General features: G+C 54.7%; 16 protein-coding genes and 2 pseudogenes. 14 read left to right on the plus strand and 4 right to left on the minus strand.

Features of this window, described 5'->3' with window-relative positions:
- Nucleotides 1-3: 3 nt before the first annotated feature.
- On the minus strand, nt 4-2,307 hold the full coding sequence (locus AABE20_RS04655; RefSeq protein ID WP_338332076.1) for a TonB-dependent receptor: 2,304 nt from the start codon (nt 2,305-2,307) through the stop codon (nt 4-6).
- Nucleotides 2,308-2,777: 470 nt separating this feature from the next.
- Between AABE20_RS04655 and exbB the strand changes: the two genes are divergently transcribed.
- The 4 genes from exbB (at nt 2,778) to AABE20_RS04675 (ending at nt 5,542) form a co-directional block, all read left to right on the plus strand.
- Nucleotides 2,778-3,518 (plus strand): tonB-system energizer ExbB, encoded by a 741-nt coding sequence (exbB, locus tag AABE20_RS04660; protein WP_338332077.1) that lies wholly within the window; start codon nt 2,778-2,780, stop codon nt 3,516-3,518.
- 14 nt (nt 3,519-3,532) lie between these two features.
- On the plus strand, nt 3,533-3,970 hold the full coding sequence (gene exbD, locus AABE20_RS04665) for a TonB system transport protein ExbD (protein ID WP_338332078.1): 438 nt from the start codon (nt 3,533-3,535) through the stop codon (nt 3,968-3,970).
- A complete protein-coding gene (locus AABE20_RS04670; RefSeq protein ID WP_338332079.1) occupies nt 3,967-4,815 on the plus strand; it encodes an energy transducer TonB in 849 nt (282 codons plus the stop codon). The genes exbD and AABE20_RS04670 overlap by 4 nt, the downstream gene beginning before the upstream one ends.
- 118 nt (nt 4,816-4,933) lie before the next feature.
- Nucleotides 4,934-5,542, plus strand: coding sequence for a superoxide dismutase (locus AABE20_RS04675; RefSeq protein WP_338332080.1), 609 nt, complete (start codon nt 4,934-4,936; stop codon nt 5,540-5,542).
- 30 nt (nt 5,543-5,572) lie between these two features.
- Here the strand turns inward: AABE20_RS04675 and AABE20_RS04680 are convergent, their stop codons facing one another.
- Nucleotides 5,573-6,640 (minus strand): NAD(P)H-dependent flavin oxidoreductase, encoded by a 1,068-nt coding sequence (locus AABE20_RS04680; RefSeq protein WP_338332081.1) that lies wholly within the window; start codon nt 6,638-6,640, stop codon nt 5,573-5,575.
- A 263-nt stretch (nt 6,641-6,903) separates the two neighbouring features.
- Here AABE20_RS04680 and AABE20_RS04685 point away from each other — a divergent pair, with 263 nt between their 5' ends.
- A complete protein-coding gene (locus AABE20_RS04685; RefSeq protein ID WP_338332082.1) occupies nt 6,904-7,275 on the plus strand; it encodes a hypothetical protein in 372 nt (123 codons plus the stop codon).
- Nucleotides 7,276-7,750: 475 nt separating this feature from the next.
- On the opposite strand, the gene AABE20_RS04690 is transcribed toward AABE20_RS04685, so the two are convergent.
- Entirely contained in the window at nt 7,751-8,389 is a 639-nt protein-coding gene (locus AABE20_RS04690; RefSeq protein ID WP_338332083.1) for a hypothetical protein, read from the minus strand.
- Nucleotides 8,390-8,735: 346 nt separating this feature from the next.
- Between AABE20_RS04690 and AABE20_RS04695 the strand changes: the two are divergent.
- Nucleotides 8,736-9,011 (plus strand): annotated as a pseudogene (locus tag AABE20_RS04695) (tyrosine-type recombinase/integrase); the annotation flags it as partial.
- A gap of 622 nt (nt 9,012-9,633) precedes the next feature.
- Here AABE20_RS04695 and AABE20_RS04700 read toward each other — a convergent pair.
- Nucleotides 9,634-10,077: a MerR family transcriptional regulator gene (locus AABE20_RS04700; RefSeq protein ID WP_338332084.1), complete on the minus strand. Its 444-nt coding sequence runs from the start codon at nt 10,075-10,077 to the stop codon at nt 9,634-9,636.
- A 75-nt stretch (nt 10,078-10,152) separates the two neighbouring features.
- Here AABE20_RS04700 and AABE20_RS04705 point away from each other — a divergent pair, with 75 nt between their 5' ends.
- The 8 genes and pseudogenes from AABE20_RS04705 to AABE20_RS04740 all read left to right on the plus strand — a co-directional run.
- Nucleotides 10,153-12,291 (plus strand): heavy metal translocating P-type ATPase, encoded by a 2,139-nt coding sequence (locus AABE20_RS04705; RefSeq protein ID WP_338332085.1) that lies wholly within the window; start codon nt 10,153-10,155, stop codon nt 12,289-12,291.
- Nucleotides 12,292-12,500: 209 nt separating this feature from the next.
- Nucleotides 12,501-13,016, plus strand: a complete 516-nt coding sequence (locus AABE20_RS04710) for a hypothetical protein (RefSeq protein WP_408740703.1) — start codon at nt 12,501-12,503, stop codon at nt 13,014-13,016.
- A gap of 19 nt (nt 13,017-13,035) precedes the next feature.
- Nucleotides 13,036-14,271 (plus strand): TolC family protein, encoded by a 1,236-nt coding sequence (locus AABE20_RS04715; RefSeq protein WP_048854859.1) that lies wholly within the window; start codon nt 13,036-13,038, stop codon nt 14,269-14,271.
- Entirely contained in the window at nt 14,268-15,419 is a 1,152-nt protein-coding gene (locus tag AABE20_RS04720) for an efflux RND transporter periplasmic adaptor subunit (RefSeq protein ID WP_338332086.1), read from the plus strand. Before AABE20_RS04715 ends, AABE20_RS04720 begins: the two co-directional genes overlap by 4 nt.
- Nucleotides 15,419-18,490, plus strand: coding sequence for an efflux RND transporter permease subunit (locus tag AABE20_RS04725; RefSeq protein WP_338332087.1), 3,072 nt, complete (start codon nt 15,419-15,421; stop codon nt 18,488-18,490). Before AABE20_RS04720 ends, AABE20_RS04725 begins: the two co-directional genes overlap by 1 nt.
- Entirely contained in the window at nt 18,490-19,164 is a 675-nt protein-coding gene (locus AABE20_RS04730; protein ID WP_338332088.1) for a response regulator transcription factor, read from the plus strand. The genes AABE20_RS04725 and AABE20_RS04730 overlap by 1 nt, the downstream gene beginning before the upstream one ends.
- Nucleotides 19,161-20,513: a sensor histidine kinase gene (locus AABE20_RS04735; RefSeq protein WP_338332089.1), complete on the plus strand. Its 1,353-nt coding sequence runs from the start codon at nt 19,161-19,163 to the stop codon at nt 20,511-20,513. Before AABE20_RS04730 ends, AABE20_RS04735 begins: the two co-directional genes overlap by 4 nt.
- A 45-nt stretch (nt 20,514-20,558) precedes the next feature.
- A pseudogene (locus AABE20_RS04740) lies at nt 20,559-21,464 on the plus strand (IS701 family transposase); the annotation flags it as partial.
- Nucleotides 21,465-21,570: the final 106 nt, after the last annotated feature.

The following is a 21,570-nucleotide window of genomic DNA, read 5'->3' on the forward strand; positions in this document are numbered from 1 at the left end:
TGTTCAGAATGTCACGCCAACGTTGCCAATAAAGGTACGCCCGGCCGCAGGCACCGCGCGGCTACCAGAGAAGGACGATGCATAGTTCAGGTGGTTGGTAATGTTATTGGCATTGAAGGACACACGATAATGCCTGTACTCCCATGACAGCATGCCGTTGAAGTTGAAGTTATTGGGCATGCGCGCGGTATTGGTCGTATCCGGCCCGGCCCAGTAGCCCGATGCGTACTGCACCCCGCCACCAATCTTGAGATCACCCCAGTTGGGGCTGAGCAATGCACGTGACAGATCATACGAACTCCAGACAGACATGGAATTATGCGGCACCTGTGGCGCGGTCTTGCCATTGGAGGTAGTGCTATGGGTCACTTTGCCATCCATGTAGGAGTAGGATGCAAAAACCTGCCAGTCTTCTGTAATTTTCCCGGTTGCACTCAGTTCAACACCACGGATGCGGCGACCACTCCCCGCATCTCCAAAACCGGATTTCAGATCACCATTCACGTCCGTGTATTGTGAATTGTTTTCGCTAATCTGGAAAAAGGCCAGTGTGGTGCCCAGTCTTTTGTGCAGGAAGTCAGCCTTGGTGCCAAATTCAAACAGGTCACTGCGCTGGGGGGTCAGGTCAACTCCTTTCTGCGCCACGTCGTGTGTGGTGGTTCTGAGTGTAACCTGAGAGGACACATCCGTGCCAACCGGCTTATAGGACCGGGCGAACGTGAAGTAAAAAGACGCCATTTTGAAAGGCGAATACACAAGACTACCCGATGGACTCCAGCGATCAGACTTCTGCTCCGCACGACCATTGGCCTGTGTAGCGCGGGTATAATACGTGCTGGAGAAGGAATCCCACCGTCCGGTGCCAAACAGAGCAAGCTGCTTGGTCAACTGGATTTTGTCCGCAATAAACAGGCCCAGATCCCGCGCATTGGCATTGCCGTACCCTGCATCGGGGAAGCTGATTGTTGTGCCACTCGCCTGATATTGCGGGTTACGGATGGTCTGGTTGTTGCTACGGTTGGCATAGCTGCCCGGCCAACGGCTATCGCTGGTATAATTGATATCTATACCGGCCTTAACATCATGTTTGATAAACCCGGTGTTAAAGCGCGCACGGCCCATGAACACATTTTCCACCCCCCAGCCCTGCTGGCGGTATGCGACGCCACCACCTGCGCCATAAGGCAGGGTCGGGTTGCCACCGTTCAGGAACGCCGTAGCACAGGCCCCGCTACAGGCGGCCGGAGTTGTGGCTGCGTATTCACGGTCATACAGGCTCAGGCGGGTGTCGTTGGTAATGGTCAGCCAGCTATTAACCTCGGATTTAAGAGCCGATGTAATGGCATGAATATTGGACTGGTCGCGGTCAAAGCTCCGGGTGTAGCTGGTGTTGCGCGGCAGGCCGTATTCGGTAATCGGGCGATATATGCCGTTTACTTGCAACATGCTTACCCCGTAATCCGGGTTGCTGTCGCTCCCCAGCCACTGCCATGTCAGATGCCACGATGTTTTGCTGCGCAGGCCCACACCAAAGTCCACCGCCGCACCATAACGGTTTGCACTGACATTATTGCGGTCCACAATATCCTGCCGGTTGAACATGCCGTTCACCCGAATGGCCATGTCATTATTGATCTGGTAGTTGATGTCCCCCGCTCCACGGAAGAGGGGGCCACTGCCAAATGACTGGTCATAACTGAAGGCATTGCCAAGGTGGGCGTGTTTCTGGCTCATGTTGATCACACCGCCAACATTGCCTGCGCCAAAATATTCACCCGATGGGCCTTTAATGACCTCCACACTCTCGGTATTGAACATATCGCGCGTGTAGGTGCCAAAATCGCGCAGGCCGTCGGTGTACATATCCCCACGTGCCTGTAGGCCACGAATACGGAACTGGTCGCCGTTCAGCCCCCCGGCACCTTCCCCGGTGGACATGGTAATGCCGGGCACATTGCTGAGTGCCTGATCCAGAGTAAAGGCGCGCTGCTGCTTGATCAGCTCTTGCGGAATAACGCTGATTGTTTGCGGCGTGTCCCGCACACTATCGGGCATTCTGGAAATATTGAGAATCTGGCTGTTGGTATTGCCAGACTGATAACCATTCTGGTCATCCTGCCCGGTATGTCCGCCAACCCGCACGGCTGGCAGCCTGATGGCATGATCGGACGAGGATGGTTCGCTTCCCCCCGGCAGATCCTGCGCCTCGGCCTCCCCTGCGGCAAAACCAAACCCCACCGAAACACCAATGGCCATGGCTGTGCGCAATGTTTTGCTCTGTGTTGGGGGCCGCTGTGTGTAACCCATGCCCTAATACTCCCCGTTCCGCCCTTGGGATAAGGCGGAACGCTTTCAAAATCTGGTTGAAACACACCGCCACATAATTTTAGTCAGGGCTGATATGCAAATGATTATCAATATCATGAATTGCCTTGCCCTGATGGCTGTGTTAATTTTGCCACAACCAATGAGCACCGCATTGGTGCTGTTTTTTTATTACATCCTGAAAAAATAAAGACCAATCCAAAACCGGGTTTTATAGACCGAACGGTTCCCGCTGGATTTTCCTGCTTTGATAAAGATTCTCACTTGCAATTAAAATCGCATTTAGGCATTGCTCACCCACTGCGCGAGTACTCACCCGTTGCGGGTGGAACCTCTGGCACAACCATAGCCCCAATGCGCTCATGGGTGAAAAAAACGCCATAACCCAAGAAAGGAACTGGTGTTTTTACATCACTGTCACTCAATGGGCTTTTATTGAACAGGTCTGAACCATGCCTTCTGCCACGCAACTGTCACAGAATTTTTCTCCGTGGGATATGTTCCTTGGCGCAGGCGCCATTGTGCAGAGCGTTATGGTCATTCTTGCTCTGGCAAGCCTGCTCAGCTGGACTGTGCTGATCGCCAAGTCGGTCGAGTTCATCCGCACGAAAAAAGGCCTGACAGAAGCTGAAACCATTCTGGAAGAAGCCGAAACGCTGGATGGGGGAGAAGCCCATACGCGCTGCTGCCGCATTGCCCACACACTGGTCATGGCGGCAGAAACAGAACGTGCGCGCTCGGCCGATATTCCCGATGATACGGACGGCCTGAAGGAACGCATTGTGCTGCACCTTGAACGGCTGGAAGCTGCCGAAAGCCGCCGCCTGATGCGCGGCACCGGCCTGCTGGCCACCATTGGCGCGACTTCCCCTTTTGTCGGGCTGTTTGGCACGGTCTGGGGGATTATGACCTCCTTTACCGGCATTGCCGCCACCAAGGCCACCAGCCTTGCCGTGGTGGCCCCCGGCATTGCCGAGGCCCTGCTGGCCACAGCCCTCGGGCTGGTCGCAGCTATTCCCGCAGTGGTTATTTATAACCATCTGGCCCGCCAGTCTGCTGCATGCCGTGCGCAGGTGGCCGATATTGCCTCCCTTATCATGCGTCTGGTCTCGCGCGATCTGGGGCGGATGCAAAGCCTGCTGGATGGCGGGCGCGTTGTGCGCTTTGGCAACCGCGCCACCGGCGCGGAATAACAGGAGCGGCAAACATGGCCATTCACCTGCGCCACACGGATGAAAACCCGCACGAAGCGCACGACATTAACGTCACCCCTTTTATTGATGTCATGCTGGTTCTGCTGATCATTTTTATGGTCACCGCACCGCTGACAACCGTAAACGTGCCCGTGGACCTGCCCTCATCCACCCAGCAACCAGCCCCCCGACCGGAAAATCCGGTTTTTGTAACCATTCAGGCAGACCAGACTCTGGCCGTAGGCGAAGACACGGTGACCCAGAATGACCTGCCCGCAGCCCTGAATACTGCGGCAAAAGGGAACAAGGACGAGCGCATTTTTTTGCGCGCAGACAAAACCGTGGATTACGCAACCCTTATGAGCGTTATGGATAAGCTCCGCGCGGCAGGGTACCTCAAGGTCGCATTAGTGAACCTGCAAGGGCAGGAAGAAGGCACGCAGGCTCCATGAGTGCCTCTACCCCCCTTCCCCCGCTTGCGTTCTCTTTCCACCATTGGAAAACAGAACTGCTCCGCAGGGAACAGCGGCGTGAAAAACGGTTATGGGGGCTTTCCCTCCTGGCCGTAAGCGTCATAAGCGCAGGTGCTCTGTGCTGGGCCATGCGTCTGCCTGCCCCCGTCCCGCCCATGCCAGACGCGGCCCCTGCGGCCATTGCCATGGATCTGGCCCCCAGCCCGGTTTCCATTCCGGCACCTCCAACGGACGCACCACCGGGGCCGCCACAAACCCTCTCCCAACCCGATCCGGAACCTGTTCTTCCACCACAGGTTGCAGCACCGCCAGCACCGGCCCCCAACCCGCCGGTACCCGTGCCAGAACCTGAAAAACTCCACAAAATTGTTAAAAAGCACAAACCTGCCCCACGCGTGCCAGTGCCCGCCCCAGACCTGCACAAAACAGCAGAGCAAAACACCGCACCCCCAGCCTTTACGGCCCCTGCATCCACCGCGCAGGCCGCTCCGCCACCGGGCCTGACCTCGGCCCAGCACACGCACGAACCCGCCACATGGCAGGGCTTACTGCTGGGACAACTGGAAAAATTCAAACGCTACCCCGCGCAGGCCCAAATGGCTGAGCAGCAGGGCACGTCCATGCTGACCTTTACCATGGACCGCAAAGGCCATGTTCTGTCCGCCCATCTGGCGGGCAGTTCTGGCCACGCTCTGCTGGATGAGGAAACACTGGCCCTTGTCCACAGGGCCGAACCCCTGCCCACCCCGCCAGACAGCGTGCCGGGGGAGCAGATCACTCTGACCGTACCCGTGGAGTTCGACCTCAAACACAATAGTGACTGAAACCCCACGCACAGGCGGGAGTTACTACTCCATAGCGGAACTGCACCACCCTTGGCGCAGATGCCATGCAGCACCCAGGGCGCACCGCAAAAAATACGAGATATAAAAGGAAACCGTTATGGCTTTTGAACTGCCAGCCCTCCCCTTTTCCTACAACGCCCTTGCCAACAAAGGCATGTGTCAGGAAACACTGGAGCTGCACCATGACAAACACCATCAGGCCTATGTAACGGCACTGAACGGTTTTGTAGACGCCAAACCGGAATTACAGGGCAAATCGCTTGAGGAGATCATTCTTGCCGCCAAGGGCAAGTCCGATCTGGCGCCGGTTTTTAACAATGCAGGGCAGCACTGGAACCATATTCTGTTCTGGAACAACCTCTCCCCCACCGGCGGGGCCATTCCCAGCGCGCTGGAAGCCAAAATAAAGCAGGATTTTGGAAGTGTTGAAACGTTTAAGGACGACTTCAAAAAAGCCGCGATCTCGCAATTCGGATCAGGCTGGGCGTGGTTGGTGCTCGCCCCCTCGGGCAAGCTGGCCGTCACCAAAACCGCCAATGGCTCCAACCCGGTAGCCGAAGAGCAAGGGCAGGTTCTGCTGGGGTTGGATGTGTGGGAACACGCCTATTATCTGGACTTCCGCAACCGCCGCCCCGACTACATTACCAACTACCTCGACAAGCTGGCCAATTACGAATTTGCCGAAGCCCAGCTTAAAGCGGTCTGATCAGCACATTGCCGTGACCCGTGGCGCTAATTATCCACGGGTCATGCGGGCCAGAGCCAGTTCGGACTGTATTGTCCGCACCAGCTCTGCGGCAGGCATGGCTCTGGCCAGCGGCGCTCCCTGCCCGGCCCATTGCGCACCAAACCCTGTTTCTCCACATGCGCGGGCGGCAGTATTGAGCGCCTTGGCTGCGGCATAGGCTATGGGATAGGCCGGTGGTTCTGGCATAGGCTGTGGCCCGACCAATGTGCTCCAACGGTTGGCCAGACCACGTGCGGGTCTGCCAGAAATACACGATAGCAGACGGGTATGGTGTGCAGCAGGCCCCATAAGCGCCTGCCGGTAGGCGGCATCCGCGCCAGATTCGGAGCATGCTACAAAAGCCGTTCCCAACTGGGCGGCGACTGCTCCCAAATCCAACATGGCGGCCACGCCCGCGCCATCCATAACGCCGCCAGCCGCCACCACAGGGCAACCACCCCAGCGCGCCAGAAGCCGCGTTAACGCAACCACGCCCAACCCGTCATCCGGGGCTGCGGCATCAAACAGACCTCTATGCCCCCCGGCCTCCAGACCTTGGGCGACCACTCCATCCATACCCGCTTTTTGGGCCATTTGGGCTTCGGTCAGGCTGGTCACAGTTGCCAGCAGAACTGCGCCCGTATTCCGCAATGCCTGCACGTCTTCAGGGGCAGGTAATCCAAAATGAAAGCTGATAACGCGCGGCCGGGTCGCCAGCAGCATAGGCAGCATGTCCGGGTCATCATTAAAACTGGTGTAGGGTGCTTCCAGCGTTGTAGGCACCGGCGCACCATATTGAGCGAATAGCGGTTGTAACCATGCCAGCCACGCGGCCTCCTGCAATGGGTCAGGTTGCGGTGTGGTGTGCACGAACACATTCACATTAAACGGCCGCTCAGTGCGTGCCTGCACCTGTGCAATCATGTCGTGCGCGCCAGCTGCATTTGTGGCGCCAACCCCTATGGCCCCCAACGCGCCAGCATTACACACCGCCGCAGCCAAAGCCGGAGTGGATACACCCGCCATGGGAGCCTGTAGCAAAGGAAGATCTAATCCAAGCTGATCAATAAAGGACATACTGGCTCCTTTGGCCTCAAGTCGGCAAAGCCTCTGCTGGCTTTGACCAACTACAGAATAACAATGACCGGGTAATCATCCAGAAAAATCCAATCCCGCGCACATCTATATAAAAATTAGATGAATTGATTATAAAAACCGCCAAAATCCAATGCCAGACCCGGGTCTGCATTATGAACATGGAGATTTTTCAACATAAATATGTCATATGGCACTCACAACAAAGCCCAACAGGCATATTAGCCACCAGAAGGAAAAGAACCATGATGCTACGGAGTAACACCGTAAAAACCGTTTTTCTTTTAAGTATTGCGCTATTTGTCTCGCACCCGGCAAAAGCCGAACCGAGTATTATCGGTCTTGGTAATTTTTCTTGTGAGAAGTATCTGAAGCTGCTGGATATCAACCCGCGCGCAGATGAAAAATTCATGGCATGGGCACAAGGCTATATCAGTGGCCTGAGCAATGACCTTCTGCAGGCTAACCCCAACGCCAACCCGAATGACTTTGTGAGCAACATGACGTATGGCTCTGAAAAAATAAAACAGTCCTGTATCGAAAACCCAGAATCCAAGTTCTATACTGCTGTGGAAAGCGCATTCCACGACATTGAAAAACATCAGGGCGCTGAATAACACCCTGAGGGCGCGGACTTTCCCGCCATCAGCGCTGCGTTACGGTCCATCCGTGCTCACACGCAGCGCTTTTCAACCTGACTCACAACCACGGTACAGCCCCCGTGAATAAACCTGTGGATAATGTGCATAAAACAAAATGGCACCGACTCCACACATGGGAATAAACGGCAGAATACTGCCGAAAATATACTTTATTCCTTGTTTTCTACACATTCCTTTCTGAGAGACGAGTCTCTCCAGAGATGCGGTCATTTCTCTCGTATGCTTGGCCTTAAAGAGTACGCACACTTGCGATCAGCCAATACAAGTCTCTCATCTTCAGTCTCCTCAGGGAGCCTGAAGCACATCATGCCGCTCATATCAATGGGTCCTGAGCCTAGCGAACCATGCCATATCGTGTTTCGTAGTCATCAAAACAACCTCTATTTTAGATATACGATTCTCCGACCTGTGCATCTATCTAATATTAGATTTATCGATTTAACTCATAGAGGGCATTTGAAATGGAATCAGCCCATAAATAGTTCATATTTTCAACGTTCGTTTTGGTATATTTCACACTATACTTGATCAATACATCAGAACTCGCGCCCATTTCCTTATGTATTGCTCGCCATTTGCTATATGCCATATCCGAATTTTCTTCGCCATTACGGTATAACCTAAGCTCTTCATTGGCTAATGAAGCATTTCCATTATGCTTAAATAAGAGATGTGCCCAGACTGTTTTTGTATTGGTTACCCAGCAGACGGCAGGGTTAAGCATGCATGATGCCTCTGATCCGACGCCTATCTGGAAGTACTTCAGGCCAGCATCGCGAATAAGCTTCGGAACTGTATTGGAATTTTTCAATTCCATAAATTTTTCAGAAACGTCATAAAGACGCTTTCTTGAATTAACATTTTCTTCAAGGATTTTAGGCCCTAACTCATGATCCGAGGCGCTATAATTCCCATGTCCATTGCCTATACCAACGAGCAGGTCAGAAAAATCCACAACATTCCTGGCTTTGAAAAGCGAGAGCAAATGAGTGTGTACATCATGACGTTCGTAATAATGATCTGAAATATCTCTCCAATCAAGTTCAACCATTATTTTTTCAATAGACATTTTTCGTTTCCTTGGTTGTTATAGAGCTTACAAAATTTTCATCGAAACAGTGTATTTCTCCTTTATTAACATATAAAGGACCATGAATTTCCTTATTTTATTTCTCCAGCTTTTCATCAGTTTCACTCAAAAATAGACGATCTGCAATCTGTTCAAAATTGCCCCTCCATTTGATCGGAAAAAGTAGACAGGTAAATACCGTCTCTACTCATGAAGCCTATGCGCAAGTGATGTCGTGCGCATCCGGGGTGATACCTGCCCTCTTATGGCGCACCACGCCCGTCCGAAAACTACGCGTGAATTCGACGCCATGGACGGCCGATCTCGCACGTGAAGAAGCCATCAAGGTTCTTGCACGGGTGCATATCTGACTGACCTGCAAAAGCCTTGGCGCCGCATTCGGAAAGCCGCCGGTCTGGAGGACGTCAGGATACACGATCTGCGCCATTCCTTTGCTTCTGACGCACTGGAAATGGGGGCTGACCTGACGATGATCGGTCGTATGCTGGGACACAGCGATATCAAGACGACAGCTCGTTACGCTCACCTAAAGCGGGAGAACGTGAGGCTCTCAACTAATCTGGTGTCAGAGAAGATATCCTCAGCACTTTTGGGACGCTGAAAATGACAACTATCGACACAGATCAGCTTACGCTCCCACTCAGACATAGGGTGCTTCCGCTGGCCCCCTAAGAGTGGACATACCCTTGAACCATCGAATCACGAGATACAAGCCGTGTTCGGTCCCAAAGCTGTTGTTACAATTTCGTCTACGCTGAATGCTTCGAGACGATCAAAAACGAATTCGGTTTTGATCATAACAAAACCCGCTCCTGGCATGGTTAGCATTTCTCAACCGGTCCGTGGGATGGGGGTGCCAGCCATGCCAGCAATCTGGACCCCAGATAATATGGTGGGTTATCCCCACCCTGCCATTGCGGAAAAATAAGACGCAGTGTGTTCTTGTCCGGTTTTGACACGCACTCTCCCCCAAAACGATCAGCACGAGAGCGCCTGCATTAGACTTGGCAGGTTTGATCAGATCATCATTCCGGCCCGGCCTGTGTTACGGCGTAGCACTCTCAGTCCTGAGTATTTTTTCATGAATAATATGCATTTTATAGAACTATATTGCTGAGTTTTACTCACAATCATCCTGATAAATCAGGCCATAGTCACGCCTGATATTTATACCGTAAAAGGAAGTTTGGCAGGGCACTCCAAGCAAGCAGTCATTTGCGTCGTTACTGGTCAATATCATGAGACACGATTTTCTGATGATCAGCCGCGCATAGGCCATGATCCCCCAGAACCTGAATAACCCGGCATGTCTGCACTGTGCCACAGGTGCATTGTACTATCATACGCTCAAGTTCCTTATGCAGGGCCTTCAGCCTTACAAGCCGGTGCTCCACTTCCGCAAGCTGGCGCTTTGCAATGGCATCAATGGCGTCACAGCTCTGGTCGGAGTCGTCCGACAGAGCCAGCAATTCACGAATATCGTCCAGCGGAAAACCCAGTTCGCGCGCATGGCGAATAAAATTCAGACGTTCGCGGCTGGTATGATTGTAAATTCTCTGCCCACCTTCATTCCGTTCCGGCTTGGGGAGCAGCCCGATCTGCTCATAGTACCGGATGGTTGGCACTTTTACACCAGTCAGCCCAGACAGCTTTCCGATACTCAACATGCAGAATCCCCTTGAACCTCTAGTTACTAGAGGATGTAGCTATCTCATTCTCTCTCGTTGGGACAGGAGGATATAATGCCGGATACACATGAATGGTTCGTAACAGGGATGGACTGCCCATCCTGCGCTACAAAAATAAAAGGAGCCGTAGCCCAGCTACCCAGCATTGAAGCGGTTGAAATATCTGTCATGTCCCGAAAACTCAGGGTTACGGCAACGGCGCATGCCACTTCCCCGGCAGACATTGAAAACCGGGTAAAAAGCCTTGGTTACGGTATTGAAGCCATTGCACAGGCAGGCGGCGCGCGCAATGAATCTGACGAGCACACCACACAAACCGCCGCGCCTTGGTACCGAACAGGAAAAGGGCATCTTGTTCTGCTCACCGCAACCTTGCTTGTGGTGGCATGGGGGCTAACACTTCTGCTGCCGGCTTCCGGGAACTGGCCTTTTATTGTAGCGTGCCTTGCGGGCCTTATCCCCATTGCCTTACGGGCTTTTGCCGCCATCCGTGCAGGGCAGCCTTTTTCCATTGAAGCACTGATGACCATTGCCGCAACTGGTGCGCTGTTTATTGGCGCAGCGCAGGAAGCGGCTCTAGTTGTCTTTCTGTTTGCAGTGGGCGAACTGCTTGAAGGCGTTGCTGTAAGCCATGCACGCGATGGCATTCGGGCGTTAAGCACGCTGGTCCCCAAAACGGCACTGCGCGAAAAAAACGACATGCTGGAAGACGTCGCGGCAGCAGAACTTGTGCCCGGCGATATTGTTATTGTGCGGCCGGGGGACCGTATCCCTGCCGATGGCACGATCATTTCTGGCACCGGCGGTGTGGATGAAAGCCCCGTAACGGGTGAGAGCATGCCCGTAACACGTGGGCCGGGCGACCCGGTATTTGCTGGGGCGATTAATAACGAAACAGCCCTGCGGATACAGGTAACACGTGCAGCCGCAGACAATACCATTGCCCGGATTATCCGGATGGTTGAACAGGCGGAAGACTCACGCGCACCAACACAGCGGTTTATTGACCGCTTCAGCCGTTGGTACATGCCTTCCATTGTAGTTCTGTCTGCACTGGTTGTAGCTATCCCACCCCTATTTTTTGGGCAGGCGTGGTCGGTCTGGGTCTATCGTGGCCTGTCCCTGCTGCTTATTGGGTGCCCGTGCGCTCTGGTTATCTCGGTCCCTGCCGCCATTGCATCGGCTCTATGCGCTGGGGCACGGCACGGCCTGCTTATGAAGGGCGGTGCCGTTATTGAAGCCACGGCGGCAATCAAAACGGTTGCACTGGATAAAACAGGCACCCTGACCATGGGCCAGCCCGAGGTAACGGATATTCTCTGCCTGGATCAGCACTCTACGGCCGAAGTTCTTGCTCTTGCCGCAGCAGTGGAAAAAGCCTCCAACCACCCGTTGGCTCAGGCCATTGTACGCAAAGCGGCAGGCATGGCGCTGCCAACTGTGCAGGATAGCCGCGCCATTGCGGGCAAGGGTGTGTCTGCCATGCTTGATGGGCAGATCATAACAATCGCCAGCCCCCGGCATGCAATGCAGGATGGCGCATTGTCCAGCACAGCCGCGGCACAGGCCACTGCCATGGAAAGTGAAGGCAAAACGGTTGTTGTCCTTTATACCGGCACGGCTCTGGCACTGATCGGATTACGGGATGAACCAAGGCAGGATGCGCAGGAAACAATACGGCAACTCCGCAGCCTTGGGGTCACGCCCATTATCCTGACAGGAGATAACCAACGCACAGCCGCAGCCATTGCAGCCCTGCTGCACACGGATTACGAAGCCGAACTGCTGCCGGAGCAGAAACAGCAGACCATCCGCGAACTGGCAGCACGTGGCCCGGTTATGATGGTGGGGGACGGCATTAACGATGCCCCAGCCCTTAAACAGGCAACCGTTGGTGTTGCCATAGGATCGGGAACAGATGTTGCGCTGGAAACCGCGGACGCCGCCATACTGCGTAACTGTATTACAGACATTCCGGCCCTTATTCGCCTTGCCCGCTCGACCATGGGCAATATCCGGCAGAATGTATCCATCGCACTCGGGTTGAAAGGGGTTTTTCTGGTAACAACCATTATTGGCATGACGGGCCTGTGGCTGGCCATTATGGCCGATACCGGCGCCACCGTTCTTGTAACCCTGAACGCCCTGCGGCTTTTACGCACAAAACCCGCGGGACTTGCACAAAAAAATTAGGAGAGCCTGCCCTTGCCCTTTGATGCTCCAGCAACAAAAGGCAAGGGGCAAAATAGGCATGAGAGCAAGGGTCGTCGGCCTACACTCTCATGCCTGACATAGGCAAACAGTCGCTATACCCTGCGAGCCTGATTTTCTACCTTTTCCCTGCCGTTCAGGTTCACGTCATTTTCCTCTGTTATGAAGGTTATGACTTTCAACAGGATGACATGAACGTGACTAACAAACGAGAACAGACCAACAGCGCAATCCAGCTCGCCCGTTATGGGGTAATCATCCTGAGTCTGGTTTGCATGAGCCCCCGACTGGCCCATGCAGACGATGCTACAGAAGATATTTGCAAAACTATCGGGCAAGGCATTAGCCTGCATATTGATGGCACCTATGGTGGGTACCCATTTTCCGTATTGCGTGAAGCAGTATTGGGTGGGGTTGCCTGTCCTTCCGGTGCGCTGCAAGTGCAGGCATTTGAGACTATAGCAGCCCCACCTCCACATATGCGGATCACCGTCAAACGACCGTTGGGGCAAGGGCGGCAGGGAACAATCTCCGCCATGCTGTATGCCCAAGGACGATTTGTGATTGGCGAGCGGATGTCCCTCTCCTCTTTCTCTCGTACACAATCCCCCTCGTCAGTCAAAGCAGACATAAACCTCGTGACCACGAATTTATGGAACGATCTGGCGGCGCGCGTGACGCATAACAAGCCAATTATTCCTCAATGATTGGGACGTGAGTCATCCAATGCGGCTTGTCCTGTTTTTAAGTGTGGCTTGCTGGGGCATAGGCATGCCCTCCCTTCAGGCCCAGACACCGCAAAAGGCGCTGTCTTTCCATGATGCGGTCAGCATGGCCTGGAGCATTGACCCCGTGCGTAAGGCACTTCAGGTGGGACATCATTCCGCCAAAGCACGTGCCAGTGCGGCTGGTTCCTGGTTTGCGGGCGGGCCAACACTCTCGGGTGAGTATATGGATGACCATGCCATAGGCAGTAATGAGGGATACACAACCTATCAGGGCGGTCTGTCCGTACCGCTCTGGCTGCCCGGGCAAGGTAGCGCTACCCGCGAGGTCGCGGGTGCGGAATCTGAATCCATTAATGAGCAGCTTAACGTCGAGCATATGGTGCTTTCGATCAAAGTGCTGGAAGCTGCCGCAGCATTGCAGATCGCGCAGGCGCGCCTGAATGTAGCAAACGCGCTGTACAGCGCCACAAGCCGGATCAACCAGAATGTGACGCACGCGGTGCACGCAGGCGAACTGGCTCTTTCGGACAGCCAGATGGCACAGGCAGGACTGGAAAATGCCCGTAATGAACAGACACTGGCGCAAGAGGCCATGAATAATGCCCTTGCCGAGCAGGAAGTCCTGCTGGGGCGTGCCAGTGAAGTGGACTTTAACAGCGGTGATGGGCTGGCACATGCACGTTTTGTGGACCCGCATGATATGGAAGAGAACGACCCACGCATAAAAGTCGTGCGCCATAATGTTGAAGCTGCGGAAGCAAACATGAAGCTGGCGCGCCGGTCTTTTATGCCTAATCCAGAAATTGGCATTGATGCCATCCATGAAAAACAATACGGCAGCCCCTGGGATGACCGTGTAGGCATTAACTTCAGCGTTCCGTTGCCGAGTGAAGTGCGCAATACGCCCATGATGTCCGAAGCCAGCAACCGGCTGGCCACGGCCAATAGTGAGGAAATGCAGGCGCGCCGCATGGTGCATCTGGAAATTACGCGGGTCCGCGAGCGTCTTATGGCGGCAACAACCGCCCGACAGACCATGCGCACAGCCGCAGACAGTCTGGAAAAACGTGCCGTAGCGCAGGAGCGGGCATGGCGGGTTGGTGAAGTAGCATTGAATACGGCCTTGCAAGCCCGGCAGGAAGCCTGCAACGCCCAGATGGCCAGTGCGCGGGCAGACATTGAATGGCGTGTTGCAACCATCCGCATGCTGCTTGCCATGGGCGTTGTGCCATGAAAAAATTCCTGCTCCTTTGCTTTGCAAGCGCCTTCCCGCAGTTTGCCGCCTATGCCGCAGAACAGGCGTTACCGACTGATATCTCCCTTGATGCCGCTGCGGTCAGCCATGAAGGGATTACGGTCTTTCCCGTTGCATCTGGCACGGTTTTTCCGAGCATACCTGTCGTCTGTCAGGTCATGCCCGACACCACGCGGCTTGTGCACATTCACCCCGCAGGCAATGGTAAGGTGCTCGCGGTGCTGGTCCAGCCCGGAACACATGTACGCCAAGGGCAGCCACTACTGCGTTATCAGGACCATTCCCTGCACGCCGCCCAGTTACAGGATGCACAGATACAGGCAGCCCTGACTGCTGCCATTGCAGCACAGCATGATGCTGCAATGGCTGTACAGCGTGCACAGCTGCTGGCGGGACAGGCCGTATCCATTGCCGAGTTACACCGCAGACAGGATGCGCTGGCGCAGGCCAATGCCAATGTGCGGACCCGTCAGGCCGATGCCGATACGCTGGGCCATCGCTTCAAGGAGGAGTTCAACTCGGTTTCGGAACAGGGCGCACGTAAAGGCCGTGACGAAACGTCTACTCTGATTGCTCCTGTGGATGGCGTGGTGCAGACACTCGATGTTAGCGTTGCGGCAGACCTTTCCCCCGCACAGGATGTCATGACACTGGCGGACCTTTCCAGCGTATGGGTTGTCTCCGATGTGACGCCGGAGCAGGCAGCGCATATTCAGCCCGGTGTCCAGCAGATTACGGAGACCATTGCAGGACCGGTTTCCTCACGCATCAATACGGTGGGCGCAATGGCCAGTGCCCTTACGGGGCTGGTCAGGCTGATCAGCATTGTACCTAACCCAACTGGGACACTGGTGCCCGGTATGGTGCTTAATGGAATACTTTCCGAAAAAGATGGTGTCCGGGGGCTAGTCGTGCCATCTGAATCCATACAGAAAATTGCTGGCCAGTCTGTTGTTTTTATCCAGAAAGACAACACACATTACCATCCGGTTGTGGTGGGTGTTGCCATGGACAATGGTGAGCAGGCCGTTATCCACACAGGGCTGAAGGAAGGGGAACATGTTGTAGTCCACGGCAGCTTTGCATTGCGCTCCGTTGTGGAACTGGCCGGAATGGACGCGGACTGATGGTGCGCAAATACCTGCACGCATTGCTGCGCAGCCGTCTGCTGGTCATGGGCGGGCTGAGCCTGTTAATGGCTGCCGGGGTTATGGTGGTCATGGGCCTGCCGGTGGAGGCCGTGCCCGATATTTCTCCCAAGCAGGTCCTTGTGTCTGTTGTCGCCCCCGGTCTAGCGACCGAAGAAGTGGAAAAACTGATTACGTTCCCCGTGGAAACAAGCATGACCGGCATTCCTGGCATGACGGATCTACGCTCTGTTTCCCGCAGCGGGGTTTCAGTCGTTTACGCACAGTTTGCCGATGATACGGACATCAACCTCGATCGCACACGTGTTAATGAACGGATGCAGCAGGCCCGAGCGACCATATCCGTCCCCGGTATTACACTCAGCATGGGGCCACTTGCCACCGGCATGGGTGAGATCATGCAATTCCAGATCAAGGGAGCGGGGCATTCACTTACAGAACTGAACCGTCTGATGAACTGGGTCGTGGTGCCCCAGATGCGTCTGGTGCCTGGTGTGGTGGATGTAAACGTGAACGGGGGTGGAGAGGAAACATATGAGGTCACACTGGACCAGGCACGACTGGTTGCCAGCAATCTTTCTGCTGGAGATGTCTACCGCGCGATAGATGGCAACAATGCCGCATCTGGTGGTGGGTGGATTACACACCATGCGGAGCAGCAGATTGTTGTCGGTCGTGGTCTGGTGCGCGGCCTGGATGATTTTGGGAACATTCCTGTCCGAAGCAATAGCGATGGATCTATCCTGCGCCTGCGTGACCTTGGGCACGTTGGCATGGGAATGCGCACCCGCCTTGGCGCAGTCACCCGCGATGGACAGGGTGAAATCGTCATTGGTGTAGTGATGATGGAAAGCAGGGCAAGCTCGAATGCAACGCTGGCGGCCATAAAGGACGCCCTGCCCCGCATCCGGCAATCCCTGCCGGAAGGCGTTACGCTTGACCCCTATTACACCCGCGCCACATTGACCGACACCACCATTGCCACTGTGCGTGACAACCTGCTTATGGGGGCCGTGCTGGTGGTGGGCGTGCTGATTGTCGTGATCGGCAACTGGCGGGCGGCTCTGGTTATTGCATCCGTTATTCCGGTCGCTCTTGTCACAACCATGGCTGGCATGCGGTATTTTGGCATTTCAGCCAATCTGCTGAGCCTTGGCGCCATTGATTTTGGCATGATTGTTGATGGCTCTCTTGTTGTGGTCGAGCATATTCTCGCACGACGGGAAGAAGAACCTGATGTGGACTTCACGGCTCTGGTTATCTCATCCGTGCAACAGGTCATACGCCCGGTAGGGTTTGCCATACTTGTTATCATCATGGTGTATCTGCCGGTGCTGACGTTACAGGGCATAGAAGGACATATGTTTCGCCCTATGGCGCAGACTGTGATTATGGCGCTTCTGGCTTCCCTGCTGTACTGCTTTACCTGTGTTCCCGTTCTTTCCGTTTTGCTGCTGGGACGTGTGCACCCCAAAGGCGAGACGTATCTGATAACCACCCTGCGCGCGCCATACGCCATCATGGTCAAATGGGGGAAAGACCATCCCCGCATTCTGTTTGGTGGCACTCTGGCCATTCTGGTGCTCTCCGCCGGATTGGCAATGCGGCTGGGCGGAGAGTTTATTCCCCAACTGGATGAAGGGGCGCTCACAGTAACAACAACGCGCCTTCCTTCGGCATCCTTAAACACGGTACTTGCATCCGTTTCTCTGCAGGAGCAGATCCTCCGCCGTTTTCCTGAGGTCAAAGCCGTGGTCAGCAATACTGGCACCTCCGCCATACCAACCGACCCAATGGGCGTGAATGAAACAGACAGTTTTATTTTCCTCAATGACCCTTCAACATGGAAAACCGCACACACTCAGGCCGGACTGGTTGCCGCAATGGATGAAACCCTGCGGCGGGAACTTCCCGATGCGCTTTACTCATGGAGCCAGCCTGTCCAGATGCGTATGGACGACCTTCTGTCAGGTGTCAGAACCCAGATTGCTGTTTCCATTTATGGTGACAACCTGCAAACCCTTGCCAGATTAGGCGATCAGGTGGCTGCGGTCATGTCTGGCGTGCAGGGAGCAGCAGACGTAGCCCCTGCGGGTGATGGCACCGTGCCGCTGATTGTCATTGACGTGGACCGCATTCAGGCGGCCAGCCGGAATGTTGCCATGCAGGATATTCTGGATACGGTAGAAGCTGTCGGTGGCCACATAGGGCGCCCTGTGACTGTGGGTAATGCCATGATCAGCACCCAGGTCCGGTTTGATGCCCATCAGGTCGCGTCCATTGCTGCCATCAGCACACTACAGATCCGGCGGGCCGATGGTCTGGGGCGTGTCATGCTGTCACAGGTTGCGCATGTGCATGAGGTGGACGGTCCACCACGCATCAGCCGGGACAGGGTGCGCAGGCGCATGGTCATACAGGCTAATGTCAGGGGCCGGGACCTTGCTTCCTACGTGGCGCAGGCACAGGCCCGCGTCAGGCAGGAGGTCAAACTCCCTGCAGGTTACACAATGGAATGGCAGGGTCAGTTCCAGAACCTGCAATCTGCCACACGTCGGCTGGAGCTTGTTCTGCCCATTGCTCTGGGGCTGATCTTTGCGTTGCTGGTCCTCGCATTTGGTGCCCTACTTCCGGCCCTGCTCGTGTTTATCAACCTGCCGGTAGCTGCAACCGGCGGCGTTATTGCCCTCACACTCAGGGGGATGCCGTTCAGTATTTCTGCAGGCATCGGGTTCATTGCCCTGTTTGGTGTTGCTATTCTCAATGGTGTTGTGCTGGTCAGTGAAATATCAGCTTTGCGCGCCAGAGGCATGCAGGTTGCCCAGGCTGCTTTCAGGGCTGCCCAGTCGCGCTTCCGGCCGGTCATGGCTACGGCTCTTGTGGCAAGCCTCGGATTTTTCCCCATGGCGTTTTCCCAGAGTGCCGGAGCAGAAGTGGAACGGCCATTGGCCAGTGTTGTCATCGGTGGGCTTGTATCCTCCACTCTGCTGACGCTTCTGGTGCTCCCCTTGCTATATGCCCGGACCGTGCGGGAAAAGGAGCAGAGTTAATGCGTATCCTTATCGTTGAAGATGAACAGGATCTGGGTACAGCGGTACAGGAACGGATTGGTCTGGAAGGGCATGCCGTGGACTGGTTCATGACACTGGAGGACGCCCGGGCAGCCCTCGATGCGGTAGAGTATGACTTCATCTTGCTGGATATGGGATTACCAGATGGCCATGGGCGCGAATTACTGCGTGAAATCCGCCAGACATCGCGCAATGTTGCCATCCTGATTACCACGGCAGAAGACCAGATTAGTGACCGGATTACCGGCCTGTCTGATGGGGCGGATGATTACATTGTCAAACCATATGATCTGAATGAACTGGTTGCACGGATTGCGGCTGTCGCGCGCAGATATGTTGCTCCTCGTAAGCAGATAATCCACTACCTGGATGACCTGACAATTGACCGCGAAAACCAATCTGTCTCACGCAATAACCAGAGACTGGACCTGACAGCCCGCGAATGGACGATCATGGAACTGCTGTCGCGCAATCCGGGCAGGATTTATTCGCGCCAGCAGATTGATACAGCACTCTACGCCCTCGACCATGAGGTGGACAGTAACACCGTGGAGGTTTTTATCAGCCGTTTGCGCAGAAAGGTAGGGAATACGGCCATACGAACCATTCGTGGCCGTGGGTACTGCCTGAATGACAAGACACACAACGCATGAAAAGCTGGAAGCTTTCAACGCGCATTGTCAGCGGTATTTTGATGGTGGTCATGCTGGGCATGCTGCTGCTGAGCACGGCCGTGGGTGGGTTTACCCGTTATGAGGTGACGGAAAGACTGGATAATTCCTTGCAGGAAGTCTCTGAACGCCTGCAGACAGTTGTAGCAGACCGAATGCGCAACCAGACCTCTGTTTCCGTCGCATGGTTACCAGAAGCTGGCCCCCGAACACTGGCGTATCAGGTGCTTGATGATACGGGGCATATTGTACTGCGCTCACAGAATGCCCCCACCACTCCGTTTGTTCAGGGTGGCAAGGTCGGGTTTGTCAACGTGGCGCAGTTTCGCGTTTATGTCGCGGCCCCTTCGGCTGATCACTATCATGTTCTTGTGGGAGAGCCTACATTCCACCGACAGGAAGCCGTCCGACGGGCCATCATGATTTCCATCGTCCCGATGCTGCTTTTTATGCCGGTCATCTGGTTGCTGGTACGTCTGATTGTGCACCGGGCCCTGCGCCCCATGGACCGCCTGCACGATGAAATGCGCGCTCGTGGGAGTGGGAACCTGCGCCCCATTCTCTCCCTGAACCTGCCAGATGAGCTGCTCCCCATCCAGCGCTCCGTCAACACACTTATGGAACGGCTGGAAACTGCTTTATCAACTGAACGTGCTTTTGCCGCCAGTGCAGCCCATGAACTCCGTAATCCACTGGGGGCACTTATGGCACAGGTGCAAATGCTCGGCCGTATGCTCCCCGCTGGCTCGGAGCTGGATGAACGGGTGGAACTCATAGCCAGCCGGACCCGCAGACTAGCCCGGACTGTAGAAAAACTGCTGCAATTATCGCGCGCATCGTCCGGCATTGCATTCCGCCGAGACCGTTTTGATCTTTTGGCTGTCATACACGTTCTGGTCGATGACCTTTCGTGCAATGTGTATGATGACGTGCATATTATTTTAAAAACAAACAGAATATCAAAAATATTTGTCTACGGAGACATGGATGCAACGGGTATTCTAATCCGTAATCTTCTGGAAAATGCCCTGTTACACCGCAATATCGCAAGACCCGTTGTTGTAACCATTCTGCCTGACGGCTGTATTGATATTACGAACGATTGTGCCGCATTATCCCCTGAAACTCTTGCCAGATTAACAAACCCATTTGTGCGTGGAAGCCATACAGTGTATGGCAGCGGACTGGGGCTGGCTATTGCCAGCAATATTGCCCAACAAATGAACGCCACGCTCTCGCTCTGTTCCCCTCTTGCCGGAACAACACGTGGTTTTGGTGTTTCCATCCGTTTTCCTGATCTGGAAACCCAGACTGATAATCAGGACGACTAGCACTACAGTTGCATTTTGTGTTGAGTTCTGACTCTATGGGTAACCATGATTCAGGATATGATGAGTGGCGGTGCGTCTGTTGAGGAGACGCTGGCTTTGTGGGCGTCCGGGCTTCGGTCCGCCAAGGAGCGGATGGCGCCGCTGTTTACGCAGAAACGTGTCGTAGATTCAGCCTGTGCTTTTCTTGATGTTTTGATTGGCAATGAACCACGCAAGACGGGATGGATGCGAGCGGAAGCCGCAGGAGATCCTGGTCCATGGCGGCAGCAGGCGCTTCTGGGGCGGGGGCACTGGGATGCCGATGCTCTTCGTGATGTCGTCAGGGATTATGTAATCGAGCATCTGGGCACTGAAGAGGGCGTGCTGGTCATCGACGAGACCGGTTTTCTGAAGAAGGGTCAGGCGTCCTGCGGTGTGGGGCGGCAGTATACGGGATCTGCCGGCAAGATCACGAACTGCCAGATTGGTGTATTTTCCACCTATGTATCGACGCGGGGCCATGCCTTTGTGGACCGCGCCCTGTATCTCCCGAAAGACTGGACATCGAACCGTGAGCGCCTGAAGCAGGCCCACGTTCCCGATGACGTGGTGTTTGCAACCAAACCGGCGTTAGCCTCGATGATGATTGAGCGGAGTATTGAGGCCGGTGTGCCCTTTCGCTGGGTTGCAGCAGACAGCGTGTATGGCGTCGGTGATGTGGAACGCACGCTTCGCCGGGCTGGAATTGGATATGTCCTTGGCGTCAAAGGCAATTACTGGTTCGGGTCATGGTCAACAAACCCGTTGATTGCAGGAGAATCCAGAGATATTGCCTCGGATCTGTCAGAGCAGGACTGGCGCCGTCTGTCTGCGGGACACGGCACAAAAGGTGAGCGACTTTATGACTGGGCGTATCTTCCGCTTGCTGATCTGGATGCTGAAGAATTTGACTACCCTATAGCCGGACCATGGGTAATCCCCCCATTTTTAGTGGGGCATTGAATGAGAATTCAGGCAGCTGTTTTTAGTTTCTGGGCGGGGGTTAGCCCGCTGTTCCCCATGTTGGGTCTGTCATGGT

Source organism: Acetobacter zythi (genome assembly GCF_963921165.1).
GTDB lineage: Bacteria > Pseudomonadota > Alphaproteobacteria > Acetobacterales > Acetobacteraceae > Acetobacter.

Excerpts from the sequence above, each read along its gene's own strand:
- AABE20_RS04655 (WP_338332076.1), bottom strand. The coding sequence starts at position 2,307 with ATGGGTTACACACAGCGGCCCCCAACACAGAGCAAAACATTGCGCACA.
- exbB (WP_338332077.1), top strand. The coding sequence starts at position 2,778 with ATGCCTTCTGCCACGCAACTGTCACAGAATTTTTCTCCGTGGGATATG.
- exbD (WP_338332078.1), top strand. The coding sequence starts at position 3,533 with ATGGCCATTCACCTGCGCCACACGGATGAAAACCCGCACGAAGCGCAC.
- AABE20_RS04670 (WP_338332079.1), top strand. The coding sequence starts at position 3,967 with ATGAGTGCCTCTACCCCCCTTCCCCCGCTTGCGTTCTCTTTCCACCAT.
- AABE20_RS04675 (WP_338332080.1), top strand. The coding sequence starts at position 4,934 with ATGGCTTTTGAACTGCCAGCCCTCCCCTTTTCCTACAACGCCCTTGCC.
- AABE20_RS04680 (WP_338332081.1), bottom strand. The coding sequence starts at position 6,640 with ATGTCCTTTATTGATCAGCTTGGATTAGATCTTCCTTTGCTACAGGCT.
- AABE20_RS04685 (WP_338332082.1), top strand. The coding sequence starts at position 6,904 with ATGATGCTACGGAGTAACACCGTAAAAACCGTTTTTCTTTTAAGTATT.
- AABE20_RS04690 (WP_338332083.1), bottom strand. The coding sequence starts at position 8,389 with ATGTCTATTGAAAAAATAATGGTTGAACTTGATTGGAGAGATATTTCA.
- AABE20_RS04700 (WP_338332084.1), bottom strand. The coding sequence starts at position 10,077 with ATGTTGAGTATCGGAAAGCTGTCTGGGCTGACTGGTGTAAAAGTGCCA.
- AABE20_RS04705 (WP_338332085.1), top strand. The coding sequence starts at position 10,153 with ATGCCGGATACACATGAATGGTTCGTAACAGGGATGGACTGCCCATCC.
- AABE20_RS04710 (WP_408740703.1), top strand. The coding sequence starts at position 12,501 with ATGAACGTGACTAACAAACGAGAACAGACCAACAGCGCAATCCAGCTC.
- AABE20_RS04715 (WP_048854859.1), top strand. The coding sequence starts at position 13,036 with ATGCGGCTTGTCCTGTTTTTAAGTGTGGCTTGCTGGGGCATAGGCATG.
- AABE20_RS04720 (WP_338332086.1), top strand. The coding sequence starts at position 14,268 with ATGAAAAAATTCCTGCTCCTTTGCTTTGCAAGCGCCTTCCCGCAGTTT.
- AABE20_RS04725 (WP_338332087.1), top strand. The coding sequence starts at position 15,419 with ATGGTGCGCAAATACCTGCACGCATTGCTGCGCAGCCGTCTGCTGGTC.
- AABE20_RS04730 (WP_338332088.1), top strand. The coding sequence starts at position 18,490 with ATGCGTATCCTTATCGTTGAAGATGAACAGGATCTGGGTACAGCGGTA.
- AABE20_RS04735 (WP_338332089.1), top strand. The coding sequence starts at position 19,161 with ATGAAAAGCTGGAAGCTTTCAACGCGCATTGTCAGCGGTATTTTGATG.